We start from the raw sequence: 15,057 nt of genomic DNA, 5'->3' as shown, positions 1-15,057 counted from the left end.
TAGACAAACTCGGATCGATTAAATTCCCGTCTTCGTAAAGTTTTATTGTGTGTGAAATTTATTCTTGCGTTTAAAGGTCTGCTTTAGGGTCTGTTGACCTTTGCGGATTAAAATCGCTCCTAGGCAGAACCCGAAGGGCAGCGCCTGTTTGGCATTGATGCTTCGTTATCGCCTATTTTATGGGGAATAACCACACCACATAGGCTCTGCCTTGTCTAAACACCAAACAAACTGCTGCAAATTTAACCTTGGAAGGTCAACAGACCCTAGAGTAACTAAAACTAAGAGGTCATCGTATGTTTAAGCGGGTAATACTATCGGCGTTTGCCATTGTGGGCTTACTAAGTGCAATGAGTGCTATATCGTCAGATGAAATAATCAAACCAACTGATTTAGATGCAACCATGCATGTTGAAAAAATAGTGCTGGGTTCGGGCTGTTTTTGGGGGGCAGAAAAACGCTACGAAGCACTTAATGGTGTGTTAGACGCTGAATCGGGTTACGCCGATGGCCAAGGATTTAAGCCAACCTATAGAAATATCACTAAGTTATCCCGTCGCTTTGATGAAGATAATTACGCCGAAGTGGTGCAGGTTACCTTTAATAGTAATATTATTTCAGCAAGAGAGTTGTTGCAAAATTACTACGAGAGCCACGATCCAACGCAAAAGAATCGTCAGGGTAATGATGTAGGCACGCAATATCGCTCTATTATTTTAACCACTACCGATCAGCAAGCGAGTATCGCAAAAGCCGTCACGAGTGAGTATCAGCAATTATTAAGTAAAGCCGATTATGGAAAAATAGTGACGCAAATAAAGCCACTTGAACGCTTTTATTCGGCTGAAGAGTATCATCAAAATTACCTTGAAAAAAATCCAAACGGCTATTGCCCTGATCATTCAACCGGCGTTGTATTTACCCAAAGTGATAAACCTAAGGTAGATAATACTGCATTATTAAATGGCAAACAGATTGTCATTTTAGACTCGCAAAGTTATTGCCCTTACTGCGAAAAGTTTAAAGCGGCCGTTGCCAATGACTATAAAGGCACAATTCCAATGACTTTCCGCCATGCTGATCAGCTTGCAGGGTTAACGATTAAATCGGCAACATGGGCTACGCCTACCATATTATTTTTAGAAAATGGGGTTGAGGTCTATTCTCGCCAAGGCTACATGAACGCAGAGCAATTTTATAAAGCATTAGGTGCATTTAAGCTTGGCAACAGTGAAGCTTATAAGGTGGCTTTTAATGCTAAAACCGACAGCCCTTACTGCAAAGAATATGCTATTTTTAAAAACACACCCGATGGCATCTTTATTGATAAATTAAGCGGTGAGCCATTATTTGATACCCGTGATAGATTTAACTCAGGCACCGGTTGGCTTTCGTTTACCCACCCAATAAAAGACAGTGTAACCCAACATGAAGATAATAGCTGGGGAATGCAGCGCATTGAGCTTAAGTCTAAAAGTACCGGTATTCACTTAGGGCATTTATTTCCGGGTGAGGGGCCTAGAGGGCAAGATAGATATTGTATTAATGCGACTGTTTTAGAATTTGTAGCCAGAAAACAGTAAATTTTAAGCAAAAAAAAGCAGCGATGATTAAGTAACCTGAACTCTGGATAATAAATCTATCTCAAGCAGCTATTTACAGCGCTAACTACGTTGAATTTACTTGCAATAGGCGAGCTATTGACGCGTAATTTCGCCTTGTTTTCACTGGAAATCTCTGGCTAGAGAAAATAAACATAAATATCAATTTTGATTCAATACATTAGTAAATCTCTTAACCAAAGTTCAGGTTAAGTAGATACTTAACGGTCGCTGCATTTCAATTGACAACATCTTCACACACAATAAAGATTCGGGGGGTATTAGTACAAAACTAATTCTGGCTTATTGTTGTTAATGAGAATGAAAATAAAAACAACCCAAGCTCAGTCACCACCGGACTTGAGTTGTTTTTTACACTGACAACATCTTCACACACAATAAAGATTCTTAAGTTTATTGGCGGGTGTAAGGGTAAAAATAAAAACAACTCAAGCTAAGTCACCACCGAACTTGAGCTGTTTTTTACACTGACAACATCTTCACACACAATAAAGATTCTTTTTACTAGCTCGTTGTTACAAACTAATGAAATCTGATTTAAGTAACACGTTTTATATTTTTTAGCGTGTTGCCGTTTGGTTGAGTTAACTTTAGAGCTTTTACTCAATTTCGACAAGCGATAAAAACAAAACTAATAAGTGAAAAAAACTAACTTATGGGGTTTTAGATTTTTTAATAAATAAATCACTGATAAATAGTCGCTTTTGTTGTTGTTCCGGTAGGGGAATTTTAAAAATAAAAGTTGCAAACTTTAAAATTAGCTAATAAGCGCTCAACAAGGAGCGCTTATTTGAATCTGCTATTTAGTTTGCCTAAAGGTGTTAATCACCCATTTTGCAAACAAATCGAGAGGGTGATTAGCGGTACTTGAGCCATGCTGAACTAAATAGTATTTGTCTTTTGTTGTTAGTGGTTGCTCAAACAGTTTGTAGAGCCATTGCTCATCCAGCCAGCTTTGACTTATTGGCAAAGGAATAAGTGCAATGCCCATACCTTGCTGTGCAGCCCGTGCTACGCCAAACATACTGTCTATTTGAATAATTTGTGCAGGGGAAAAGTCATCAATACCGACTTTTTCAGCCCATTGGTGCCATGCCCAAGGCCGGGCTTTGTGAACAATAAGCGGCACTTGATTGAGCGCCTGGCAGTGATCGTTTTGCCACTGATCGAGCAGCTTTTTATTACACGCTGGAATATATTCTAAATTAAATAACTCAGTAGCTAGCCCATCAAGCGGTTTGCTTGAAGATAAAATGATTGATAAATCACTTTGGCGAGTCAACTCTTTTCGTGTTTTAAGGGTGTCCATGTGTAAATTAATATTAGGATGCTCACTCGTCCACTCACTCAGTTTTGGCATTAGCAATTCACTGGCAAAGAACTCGGGCAGGGTAATGGTTAAATTTACATTTTGTTGTAACTGACTAAATTCGGTGATGGTGCTTTCCAGCATATTTATAATGGGGTAAATCGCTTCAAAAAAGTTTTTACCAGCTGGCGTTAAGCTTATGGAACGGGTTTGCCTTTGAAATAAATCAATGCCCAGCTGCTCTTCTAGTTGCTTTATTTGATGGCTGACCGCCGATGGCGTTAAATACAGCTCTTTGGCGGCATGTTTAAAACTTAAGCTTTTTGCGGCAAAACAAAAAGAGCGAAGGCCGCGAATAGGTGTTTGCATGGTATCCAATATAAAGTTATTTCAATCACCTTATTACAGGCAATTATTAAACCAAAAATAAAAGCTAACTATATCAGTTATTTAATTTTTTTATTAGGGTGAATTCACCTAAGTGGTGCGTTAAATTCTCACTATAGTGCAAAAACTAAAATAAAGGCAAAAAAAATCCCTCTTGCGAGGGATTTTGGGTAACTCAGCGCCATTGGCACTGGGAATGAGGTCGGTACAGGGTGAAATTGTGAGTGGTTTAAAACACCATCTCAGGAATATCACCGTCGACAAGCAACTTACCTGCCGTTTTACTAATAATTTCATCAACTGATACGCCTGGTGCGCGTTCTAGCAAATGAAATGCGCCGTCTTTAACTTCTAATACAGCTAAATCGGTTACTATTTTTTTAACACAGTTAACGCCCGTCAGCGGTAACGTACAGCTTTCTAATAATTTAGAATCGCCGTGTTTACTGGCATGGGTCATAGTAACAATAATGTTTTTTGCACCAGCAACTAAATCCATTGCTCCGCCCATGCCTTTTATTAATTTTTTAGGGATCATCCATGAGGCTATAGACCCGTTTTGGTCTACCTCAAATGCACCCAGAACCGTTAAGTCTACATGACCACCCCGTATCATGGCAAAACTATCTGCACTGTTAAATATAGCTGCACCGGTAGCTGCCGTCACGGTTTCTTTACCCGCGTTAATCATATCTGCATCTACTGTGTCTTTGGTTGGGTATTCACCCATACCTAATAGGCCATTTTCGGACTGTAGCATAACTTCTATGCCATCGGGTACATAGTTTGCGACGAGTGTCGGAATACCTATGCCTAAATTAACATAGTACCCATCTTGTAGCTCTTGAGCGACGCGCATTGCGACTTGTTCACGTGATAATGCCATTTTAAGTGCTCCTGCTTAATCTCGTGTGGTAACACGTTCAATACGTTTTTCAAAGTTACCCTTGATCACGCGATTTACAAAAATGCCAGGGGTATGAATTTGACTTGGCTCTAGTTCACCGGGTTCAACTATCTCTTCCACCTCAGCAACGGTAATTTTACCTGCGGTTGCAGCCATTGGGTTAAAGTTCATTGCGGTATGGCGAAACACTAAATTACCGTAGCGGTCTGCTTTCCATGCTTTTACAATGGCAAATTCACCCGTGATTGACTCTTCTAAAATATAAGGGCGACCATTAAATTCTTTTACTTCTTTACCCTCAGCTACTGGCGTACCGTAACCCGTGGCGGTATAAAAAGCAGGAATACCGGCACCACCAGCACGCATTTTTTCTGCTAGAGTCCCTTGTGGTGTTAGCTCTACATCAATTTCGCCATTAAGTAGTTGTTGTTCAAAAAGAGCATTTTCGCCCACATAAGAGGCAACCACTTTTTTAATTTGTTTGTCTTGTAATAAAAGTCCTAAACCAAAGTCATCAACGCCGCAATTGTTCGATACGACCGTTAACTCTTTGGTTTGCATTTTTTTAATTTGGGCTATTAGTCCCTCGGGAATACCGCATAAACCAAAACCACCAGCGATGATAGTATCGCCGTCTTTTAAACCTTCCATTGCAGCTTCGTAACTCGAAACTACTTTATCAAAACCGGCCATGAGTGACTCCTCATTCTATGCTATTGCAATTATTGTGTGTGTAATGCCACTGAAACTTTACTAACAGGCTGTTTATTAAGCGCATTAGTAATTTGCCAACCTGCTTGTGCAAGCCTTTTTAAATCAATTCCATGTTCAATGCCAAGCCCTTGCAGTAAGTAAACAACATCTTCGGTGGCAACATTTCCTGACGCACCCTTAGCGTAAGGGCAGCCACCAAGGCCAGCAACGGCAGCGTCAACTGTTGAAATACCTAGGCTTAAGGCAGCGTAAATATTTGTGAGCGCCTGTCCATATGTATCATGAAAATGTACTGCAAGCTTACTTTTATCAATATGCTTGAGCAGCAATGTAAGCAGCTCAGTCACTTTACCTGCGGTGCCGACACCAATAGTATCGCCAAGGCTCACTTCATAGCAGCCAAGCGCTAATAACTTTTGTGCCACGTTTAAAACAACCTGAGGGTCAACGTCTCCCTCATAAGGGCAGCCTAAAACACAGCTTACATAACCACGAACGCGTATATTATTCGCTTTAGCAAAAGTCATTACCTCGCTAAAACGATCAATACTTTGCGCTATTGAGCAATTTATATTTTTTTGACAAAACGCTTCGCTGGCCGCCGTAAATATAGCAAATTCTTTAATACCAACAGCATGCGCAGCTTGTGCGCCTTTTAAATTTGGCGTTAAGGCACTTAAATTTATCTCTGGAAGGTCAAGCGCATTGATCACCTCGCTTGAGTCTGCCATTTGTGGCACCCATTTTGGGGATACGAACGCACCAGCTTCTATGTCTTTTAATCCCGCACCGGCGAGGGCATTAATTAGTGTTACTTTATCTTCAGTGCTGACGGTTTTTTCATTTTGTAAACCATCACGTGCACCCACTTCAACAATACGAACTTTATTTGCAAAGGCACTCATTAAGCACCTTCCTGCACAGTCGTATCTTCAACAATGGCTAACAGTGCGCCGTGTGAAACAAGTTCACCTTCACCAAAGCAGTAACTCTGTAATATGCCGTCATGTGGTGCATTAAGTGTATATTCCATTTTCATGGCTTCGATAATAACAACGGCATCACCTTTGGTGATAGTGCTACCTACTTCAATTAAATGTTTTACTACCGTGCCATTGAGTGGCGCAGCAAGCGGCAGCGCGTCACTTTCGTGTGAACTAATATAATGCTTATCAACACATTCAAACTTAGTTTGCAGTGCTTTATTCATTACAGTAATTTCATTGTCAGTTATGTTGACATGCGCACTGTGCTTTTCACCGTTAATAAATACGTTGCACACACCATTATTTAGCGTCCCTTGAACCCTGTATACGCCCGCACTGTGTGTCACATTGTAACCCTGCGCTGTTTTGATAGCGCTAAGCGGTAAATCTACAAATGGGATTTTAATTGCCTGCGGTGCATTTAAAGTAAAGCCACTAAGTTGTTGCCAAGGGCTGGCACTATTGTTTTGTGCTTGGTGCGTGTTTAACGACTCTAAATAGGCAAAAGCAGCAATAAGCTGGCTTGATAGCAATAATGACTCATCAACCGTAGCGAGTGAATCACCTTGTTCAGCAATAAAGTGTGTACTTGGCGCGCCTTGTTTAAAGCTTTTGTGGCAAGCTAAGTTATGTAAAAAGCCAATATTGGTACTAAAGCCCGCTAAATGAAATTGTTCAAGCGCCTGTTGCAAACGAGAAAGCGCTTGTTCGCGATTATCATCATGAACAATTAACTTTGCAATCATTGGGTCGTAATAAGGGCTTATTTCATCACCTTGGGCAATCCCGGTATCTATGCGTACAAATTCACTATTAACGGGGACGTGTAACGCTTCAATGGTGCCTGAACACGGAATAAAGTCATTTGCAGGGTCTTCGGCGTAAATACGCGCTTCAAAGCTATGGCCTTGCAGTTGAATATCAGATTGCTTTAACGGCAGTGTTTGCCCGCCCGCAATATTAATTTGCCAATTTACTAAATCAACGCCGGTTACCATTTCGGTCACTGGGTGCTCTACTTGCAGGCGAGTGTTCATTTCCATAAAGAAAAATTCATTACCGCAAAGTAAAAACTCAACGGTACCGGCACCACGGTAATTAATGGCTAATGCACAGCGTACAGCCGCTTCGCCCATTTCTTTACGCAGCGCATCAGATAAACCTGGAGCAGGGGCTTCTTCAATCACTTTTTGGTGTCGGCGTTGTAACGAACAGTCACGATCACCCAAATAAACACAGTTACCGTGATTATCTGCAAATACTTGTACTTCAACATGGCGAGGTTGATTAACGTAGCGCTCTAATAGCACTAAATCGTTACCAAAACCGGCAATGGCTTCACGTTGGGCGCCTTCAAGTGCAGTTATAAAGTCTTTCGGCTTTTCTACCACTCGCATCCCTTTACCGCCACCGCCAAAGGCCGCTTTGATAAGAACAGGGTAACCAATTTTTTTAGCCTCAGATTGCAAAAAAGCAGGGTCTTGTTTATCACCATAGTAACCAGGTACTAAAGGAACGTTTGCCGCGGCCATTATTTCTTTAGCACGGGTTTTTGAGCCCATTGCTTCAATACTCGTTGCTGGTGGGCCAATAAAAGCAATGTTATGGGCTTCACAGGCTTTAGCAAATTCACTGTTTTCAGATAAAAAGCCGTAGCCTGGATGAATGCAATCAGCGCCACTGACTTTAGCAACCTGCAAAATTTTATCTGCGACTAGGTATGAATCTTTACTTGGCGCAGCACCAATATGGTAGGCTTCGTCGGCCATTTTTACATGTTGCGCGTTTTTATCTGCATCTGAATACACCGCAACCGTGGTTAAGCCCATTTGCTTTGCGGTGCGCATAATACGACAGGCAATTTCGCCACGGTTAGCAATCAGAATTTTTTGTAATTGTACTGTGTTCATAATGCGTCCTAGAGTTGCCATTGGGGAGGGCGTTTATCAAAAAAGGCGCTCAGTCCTTCTTGGCCTTCAGTTGATACACGAATTTTAGCTATACGCTCTGCAGTCAGTGCAATTAGCTCCTCGTTTATCTCTTTATTGGCAACATCGTTAATAAGTGCTTTTGCGGCCTTAACGGCAATAGGGCCGTTATCAATCAAGGTTTGCAGCAAATTATCGAGGGCTGTTTCTAAGTTCCCAGTAATTTGATGCACTAAACCCAGTTGCTTTGCTGTGTGGGCATCAAACACTTCTGCAGTTAAAAAATATCTGCGTGCGGCACGCTCACCAATAGCCTTAATCACATAAGGGCTGATCACGGCAGGTATTAGCCCAAGTTTAACTTCACTTAAACAAAATTGTGCATCGTCTTTACTAAGCGCAATATCACAACAGGCAATTAACCCTAATGCTCCACCAAAGGCGGCACCTTGTACCGCACAAATTGTAGGATGCGGGCTCTTTGCTAATACCTGCATAAGTTTAGCCAGTTGCATTGAATCAGCTAGGTTATCGTTATAGTTATTATCTGCCATCGACTTCATCCAGGCTAAGTCGGCACCGGCTGAAAAATGTTTACCTTCGGTTTTGAGGACTAAGGCACGAATATCGAGCGTATTAGCATGTTCAATACATTGAATAAGCTCATGGATAACGTCGCTATTAAATGCATTACGTTTTTCTGGGCGGCTTAAAACGAGTACAGCCACATTAGATTTTGTTATTTGTAGTGTTACTGACATTGTGCACTCCGGTTACATTCTAAATACGCCAAACTTAGACTCACGCTGTGGTGCATTTTTAGCTGCAGTTAATGCAAGCCCCAACACATTACGTGTATCGACAGGGTCTATAATGCCATCATCCCATAAGCGGGCACTGGCATAATAAGGATGACCTTGTTGTTCGTATTGACTAATAATTGGCTTTTTAAAATCGCTAACTTCTTGCTCGCTCATGCTTTCGCCTTTACGGGCTAATCCATCTTGTTTAACTTGTGCCATAACACCTGCAGCTTGCTCACCACCCATGACTGAAATACGGGCATTTGGCCACATCCACATCATGGTCGGTTCAAATGCACGGCCACACATTCCATAATTGCCGGCGCCATAAGAGCCACCAATAAGCACGGTGAATTTTGGTACATCAGCACACGACACCGCCATCACCATTTTAGCGCCATGTTTAGCAATGCCTTCGGCTTCGTATTTTTTACCGACCATAAAGCCAGTAATATTTTGTAAAAATACCAATGGAATATTGCGCTGGGCACAAAGCTGAATAAAGTGCGCGCCTTTTTGCGCCGACTCACTAAATAAAATACCGTTGTTAGCCACTATGCCCACAGGGTTGCCATAAATGCTGGCAAAGCCTGTCACCAGTGTTTCGCCAAAGTAACGTTTAAATTCATCAAAAGACGAGTCATCGACAGTGCGGGCTATTACTTCACGCACATCAAATGGCTTTTTAAGATCAGTACCAACAATGCCGTAAAGCTCGTTAATATCGTAACGGGGAGCTTTTACGTCATCTAAAAATGGGGCGGTAGGGCGTGTGTAATTAATTCGCTCTATACATTGGCGTGCAATCGATAATGCATGCGCATCATTTTCTGCGTAATGATCGGCCACACCCGATGTTTTGCAATGAACATCGGCGCCGCCAAGCTCTTCTGCGGTGACTTCTTCACCGGTTGCCGCTTTTACCAGTGGTGGACCTGCTAAAAATATAGTGCCTTGCTCTTTTACAATAATGCTTTCATCGGCCATAGCGGGTACATACGCACCACCTGCGGTACATAAGCCCATAACCACTGCAATTTGTGGAATGCCTTTACCCGACATACGTGCTTGATTGTAAAAAATACGCCCAAAGTGCAGTTTGTCTGGAAATACATCGTCTTGCTCTGGCAGGTTGGCACCGCCAGAATCAACTAAGTAAATACACGGTAAGTGGCAACGCTCAGCAATATCTTGTGCGCGTAAATGCTTTTTAACAGTAAGCGGGAAATAGGTGCCACCTTTAACTGTCGCGTCGTTTGCAATCACCATACATTCAACGCCTTTTACGCGACCAATACCTGCAACCACACCGGCACAAGGTATCTCTTGTTCATACACACCAAATGCAGCAAATTGCGATATTTCTAAAAAGGGTGAGCCTTCATCTAATAAAGTACTGATACGGTCACGAACAAACAGCTTTCCTCTGCTTTCATGGCGCTCTTTAAGTGCAGCGCCACCACCTAAGCTAATATTGGCAACTTTATCGCGTAAATCATCCACCAGCGCCGACATATTTTTGTGGTTTTGCACAAAACTAGGATCGTGGGGATTAACGCTCGATTTTAAAATCGTCATAAATTAATCCTTAACGGCTTTCAGTAAATAATTCACGGCCAATCAACATGCGGCGTATTTCTGAGGTGCCTGCGCCAATTTCGTATAACTTTGCATCACGCAGTAAGCGACCTGTTGCGTATTCGTTTATGTAGCCATTGCCGCCTAAAATTTGGATTGCATCAAGCGCCATTTTAGTTGCAAGCTCTGCAGCGTATAAAATTGCGCCAGCTGCGTCTTTACGGGTGGTTTCACCACGGTCACAGGATTTAGCCACCGTATATACATAGGAGCGCGCTGCATTCATTTGTGTATACATATCGGCAATTTTGCCTTGAATTAACTGAAATTGACCAATCGGGCTGTCAAACTGCTTACGCTCATGAATGTAAGGCACTACAATGTCCATACATGCTTGCATAATTCCTAACGGGCCTGCAGCTAAAACAACTCGCTCGTAATCAAGGCCACTCATAAGTACCTTAACGCCTTCGTTTAAGTTACCTAAAATGTTTTCTTCGGGTACTTCACAGTTATCAAAGACCAGTTCACAGGTGTTTGATCCGCGCATACCGAGTTTGTCGAGTTTTTGTGCGGTAGAAAACCCCGGGAATGTTTTTTCTACAATAAAGGCGGTAATCCCTTTAGCGCCGGCGTTTAAATCTGTTTTTGCATAAATAACCAGAGTATCGGCGTCTGGGCCATTGGTGATCCACATTTTATTGCCGTTTAAAATGTACTTATCGCCTTTTTTCTCGGCTTTAAGTTTCATTGATACAACATCAGAGCCCGCATTGGGCTCACTCATGGCCAAGGCACCAATGTGTTCACCGCTAATTAGTTTAGGTAAGTATTTTTCTTTTTGTGCTTGTGATCCATTACGGTTTATTTGATTGACACACAGGTTTGAATGCGCACCATAGCTTAAGCCAATAGAGGCACTTGCACGGCTAATTTCTTCCATGGCAATAACGTGCTCTAAATAACCTAAACCCGCACCACCAAATTCTTCATCAACGGTCATGCCTAAAACGCCCATTTCACCCATTTGCGGCCAAAGTTGATTGGGAAACGCATTATCCAGATCTGTTTTTTCAGCTAGTGGGGCAATTTCTTGACTGGCAAAGCTGTTTACATGACTGCGGATCATGTCCGCTGTTTCGCCAAGACCAAAATTCATTTCTTTATATAGTGAAATAGTGCTCATGATTCATTCCTGTGTGTTTGATGACGTTTATTATATTTTATTCATCTATTTTGCTAAGCGTGTCGCGACAACGACGTTCTGCGGTAACCAACTCCATTAGTACAACTTTAATGTCGTCCATTTGTTGAGATAGGTCGGCCTTTTTTTCGCTGATGAGGTCAAGCATAGTAACTAACTGTTTAGCGCTTGATTTGTCTGCATCATACAGTTCAAACAAACGACCGGTTTCAGCCAAGGTAAACCCTAAACGTTTACCACGAAGTATTAACTTTAGGCGTACTTTATCGCGCTTTGAGTAAATACGTGTTTGGCCATTGCGCTCTGGCGATATTAACCCTTGGTCTTCGTAAAAACGGATAGAGCGGGTAGTAATATCAAATTCTTTAGCCAATTCGCTGATACTAAAAGTTTGTTCGTTTTTAGCCGGCTCGTTGGCTGAATTTGCAAAGTTTGTTTGATTATCTGATTTCATTGTAATGTTTACCTCATTCGAATATCACCAATATAAGTGAAGTTTACGTAAAGGTAAAGTGCGATTTAATTGTTATACTTTAGACGTACAAAATAAAGGCGGGTTTACAGTAGAAGTTGAGTGTTTATAAACGTTGTAAGCCATTTATGGAGGTTGTAATACATTTTTAGCAAGCTTGCTTTACAGTTTTTACACTAATTAGAAAGTTGATTTTAGATTTACGTTGGCGTAAACGTAAATTTTATGTATGCTCGTATTTATCAGATTAGTTTAAACATTAAGCTAAACATAATAAAACATGTTTGCGTTAATTGAAAATGGAGCCTTTTATGTCTTTCGAAAGCGTTGTAATTGTAGCAGCAAAACGCACCCCAATGGGTGGATTTATGGGCGCACTAAGTGATGCGCAGTCTACCGAACTAGGTGCTACAGCTATTGCAGGTGCACTTGCTCAAACGGGTTTAAGCAATGATGCAATTGATGAAGTGATTATGGGCTGTGTATTGCCAGCTGGCTTAGGCCAAGCGCCTGCACGTCAGGCTATGCTTAAAGCAGGGCTAGCACTAAGCACAGGCGCTACCACAATTAATAAAGTATGTGGCTCGGGTTTAAAAGCGGCCATGTTAGCGAATGACCTTATTAAAGCAGGTTCTATTGAATCAGCCATTGCCGGTGGTATGGAAAGTATGACCAATGCGCCTTATTTTATTCCTAAAGCCCGTGGCGGTATGCGTATGGGCCACGGTGAAATAAAAGATCATATGATGAGTGATGGCCTTGAAGATGCTTACGACAATAAAGCAATGGGTTGTTTTGCTCAAGACACAGCCGATGAATACGGTATTGGCCGTGAGCAAATGGATGCGTTTGCACTGGGTTCGTTAAGTAAAGCAAACGCAGCCATAGAAAATGGTAGCTTTGACAACGAAATCGCCCCTCATACTATTAAAACCCGCAAAGGTGATGTCACCGTTTCAATTGATGAGCAACCTGGTAATGCTCGCCCTGAAAAAATCCCAAGTTTACGTGCAGCATTTAAAAAAGACGGCACCATTACTGCGGCAAACTCATCGTCTATTTCAGATGGTGGCGCAGCACTGATTTTAATGAGCGAATCAAAAGCAAAAGCAGAGGGTTTAACACCACTTTGCAAAATTGTTGCTCACAGCACGCATTCTCAAAAACCCAGTGAATTTACCGTAGCGCCTGTTGGTGCAATGAACAGTGTGCTTGAAAAAGCAGGGTGGACAACCGCAGATGTTGATTTATGGGAAATTAACGAAGCGTTTGCCATGGTTACCATGCTAGCTATTAACGAGTTAAAGCTTGATGAGAACAAAGTTAATGTTAACGGTGGCGCCTGTGCATTGGGTCATCCTATTGGTGCTAGCGGTGCGCGTATTTTAGTAACACTTATCCATGCACTTAAAAACCGGGGTCTTAAAAAGGGCGTAGCCTCTTTATGTATTGGTGGCGGTGAAGCCGTTGCCATGGCCGTAGAAGCACTTTAACTAATAATAAAGCCGCAGCAACTAAAACAAAAACGCTGCGGTCCCCAATTTAATCAATAGGATTTTAATTATGCACCAAGTACCCTTACTCATTAACGGCGAATTTATTCAATCAACTTCAAATGAACTAATTGATGTTGTAAATCCTGCTAATCAAGAAGTGTTAGCGCAAGTACCTTGTGCTACAGACGCTGAAATGGACGCGGCTATTGCCTCTGCCAGTGAAACGTTTAAAACGTGGAAAGACGTACCAATTACAGAACGTGCGCGCATTATGATGAAATACGCGGCGCTGTTAAAAGAAAACCATGATGAATTAGCCACTATTATTTGTCATGAGCTAGGTAAAACATTTGAAGATGCAAAAGGCGATGTGTGGCGTGGTATTGAGGTGGTTGAGCAAGCTGCTAATGCACCATCGTTAATGATGGGCGAGACGATGGAAAACGTAGCGCGTAAAATTGATACCTATTCTTACATGCAACCACTGGGTGTATGTGCAGGTATTACCCCATTTAATTTTCCAGCCATGATCCCACTTTGGATGTTCCCACTGGCAATTGTGTGTGGTAACACCTTTATTTTAAAGCCGTCTGAGCAAGATCCACTTACGCCTATGCGCTTAGCTGAGCTATTTATTGAAGCCGGTGCACCAAAAGGCGTGTTACAAGTCGTGCACGGTACAAAACCACAAGTTGACCGCTTATTAGAAGACAAAGCCGTTCGTGCTATTTCGTTTGTTGGCTCGTGTGGTGTGGGTGCATACATTTATTCTAAAGGCACACAACACCTAAAACGTGTGCAAGCGTGTGTTGGCGCTAAAAACCACATGGTGATTATGCCTGACGCGAGTAAATCGCATGTTGTTAATAACTTAGTAGGCGCATCAGTTGGTGCGGCAGGCCAGCGTTGTATGGGTATTTCAGTGGCGGTATTTGTTGGCCAAGCAAAAGACTGGGTTGATGAAATTAAAGCTGGCTTTGAAGGTGTACGCCCAGGTGTTTGGGATGACGCAGACGCCGCTTATGGTCCGCAAACATCACCTGCAGCAAAAGCGCGTATTTTATCATTGATTGCCGATGGTAAAGCGCAAGGCGCAACCTGTTTAATTGATGGCTCTGACTTTACTGTTGAAGGGTTTGAGCAAGGTAATTGGGTAGGTCCAACGTTATTTACTGATGTAACCAAAGAGATGAACTTGTACAAAGAAGAGATTTTTGGCCCAGTACTGGCGTGTATGTTTGTAGATACCCTTGAAGAAGCCATCGCCCTTATTAACGAAAGCCCTTACGGTAACGGTACCTCACTATTTACATCAAGTGGTGCAGCTGCACGTAAGTTCCAACACGAAATTGAAGTGGGTCAAGTGGGGATTAATGTGCCTATTCCTGTGCCGTTGCCATTTTTCTCGTTTACTGGCTGGAAAGGCTCATTCTACGGCGATACTCACACCTATGGTAAACAAGGTATTCGTTTTTACACAGAAACTAAAACTATTACCTCTCGTTGGTTTGAGGATGACATTGCCTCAGGTCCAAACATGAGTATTAATCTTAAATAATATTGCACTGAATAATTAATAAAAAAGAGGGGCACAACACACAGTGTTGTCGCTCCCCACTAATTACTCCCTTGATGGGATGCACCGACAACA

General features: G+C 42.1%; 12 protein-coding genes. 3 read left to right on the top strand and 9 right to left on the bottom strand.

From position 1 onward, the window contains the following. The first annotated feature begins 296 nt into the window (after positions 1 to 296). Positions 297 to 1,583 carry a peptide-methionine (S)-S-oxide reductase MsrA gene (gene msrA, locus LOC50_RS06780; RefSeq protein WP_248473878.1) on the top strand — a complete coding sequence of 429 codons (1,287 nt, stop codon included), beginning with the start codon at positions 297 to 299 and terminating at the stop codon, positions 1,581 to 1,583. A gap of 838 nt (positions 1,584 to 2,421) precedes the next feature. On the opposite strand, the gene LOC50_RS06775 is transcribed toward msrA, so the two are convergent. From LOC50_RS06775 to LOC50_RS06735, 9 genes are all read right to left on the bottom strand, one after another. Further along, entirely contained in the window at positions 2,422 to 3,300 is an 879-nt protein-coding gene (locus LOC50_RS06775) for a LysR family transcriptional regulator (RefSeq protein WP_013464894.1), read from the bottom strand. Between the two features lie 247 nt (positions 3,301 to 3,547). Then, the gene (locus LOC50_RS06770) at positions 3,548 to 4,204 is read right to left on the bottom strand and encodes a 3-oxoacid CoA-transferase subunit B (RefSeq protein ID WP_013464895.1); all 657 of its coding nucleotides are present in this window, start codon (positions 4,202 to 4,204) and stop codon (positions 3,548 to 3,550) included. A gap of 15 nt (positions 4,205 to 4,219) precedes the next feature. After that, positions 4,220 to 4,918 (bottom strand): CoA transferase subunit A, encoded by a 699-nt coding sequence (locus LOC50_RS06765; protein WP_013464896.1) that lies wholly within the window; start codon positions 4,916 to 4,918, stop codon positions 4,220 to 4,222. A 29-nt stretch (positions 4,919 to 4,947) separates the two neighbouring features. After that, positions 4,948 to 5,844 carry a hydroxymethylglutaryl-CoA lyase gene (locus tag LOC50_RS06760; RefSeq protein WP_069439439.1) on the bottom strand — a complete coding sequence of 299 codons (897 nt, stop codon included), beginning with the start codon at positions 5,842 to 5,844 and terminating at the stop codon, positions 4,948 to 4,950. Beyond that, entirely contained in the window at positions 5,844 to 7,835 is a 1,992-nt protein-coding gene (locus LOC50_RS06755; RefSeq protein ID WP_250653862.1) for an acetyl/propionyl/methylcrotonyl-CoA carboxylase subunit alpha, read from the bottom strand. The genes LOC50_RS06760 and LOC50_RS06755 overlap by 1 nt, the downstream gene beginning before the upstream one ends. 8 nt (positions 7,836 to 7,843) lie before the next feature. After that, positions 7,844 to 8,614, bottom strand: coding sequence for an enoyl-CoA hydratase/isomerase family protein (locus tag LOC50_RS06750; protein ID WP_250653861.1), 771 nt, complete (start codon positions 8,612 to 8,614; stop codon positions 7,844 to 7,846). Positions 8,615 to 8,626: 12 nt separating this feature from the next. Beyond that, positions 8,627 to 10,234, bottom strand: coding sequence for a carboxyl transferase domain-containing protein (locus tag LOC50_RS06745; RefSeq protein ID WP_250653860.1), 1,608 nt, complete (start codon positions 10,232 to 10,234; stop codon positions 8,627 to 8,629). A 10-nt stretch (positions 10,235 to 10,244) separates the two neighbouring features. Continuing rightward, positions 10,245 to 11,420, bottom strand: a complete 1,176-nt coding sequence (locus LOC50_RS06740) for an isovaleryl-CoA dehydrogenase (RefSeq protein ID WP_250653859.1) — start codon at positions 11,418 to 11,420, stop codon at positions 10,245 to 10,247. Positions 11,421 to 11,457: 37 nt separating this feature from the next. After that, the gene (locus LOC50_RS06735) at positions 11,458 to 11,892 is read right to left on the bottom strand and encodes a MerR family transcriptional regulator (protein ID WP_008114692.1); all 435 of its coding nucleotides are present in this window, start codon (positions 11,890 to 11,892) and stop codon (positions 11,458 to 11,460) included. A gap of 329 nt (positions 11,893 to 12,221) precedes the next feature. Here LOC50_RS06735 and LOC50_RS06730 point away from each other — a divergent pair, with 329 nt between their 5' ends. Together LOC50_RS06730 and LOC50_RS06725 are read left to right on the top strand one after the other, a co-directional pair. Beyond that, positions 12,222 to 13,403, top strand: coding sequence for a thiolase family protein (locus LOC50_RS06730; RefSeq protein ID WP_215522119.1), 1,182 nt, complete (start codon positions 12,222 to 12,224; stop codon positions 13,401 to 13,403). A gap of 70 nt (positions 13,404 to 13,473) precedes the next feature. After that, positions 13,474 to 14,964 (top strand): CoA-acylating methylmalonate-semialdehyde dehydrogenase, encoded by a 1,491-nt coding sequence (locus LOC50_RS06725; protein WP_069439443.1) that lies wholly within the window; start codon positions 13,474 to 13,476, stop codon positions 14,962 to 14,964. Positions 14,965 to 15,057: the final 93 nt, after the last annotated feature.

Origin of the sequence: Pseudoalteromonas sp. SCSIO 43095 (genome assembly GCF_023650455.1) — a bacterium.
GTDB lineage: Bacteria > Pseudomonadota > Gammaproteobacteria > Enterobacterales > Alteromonadaceae > Pseudoalteromonas > Pseudoalteromonas tetraodonis.
This window is presented reverse-complemented; position numbering and strand designations above follow the sequence as displayed.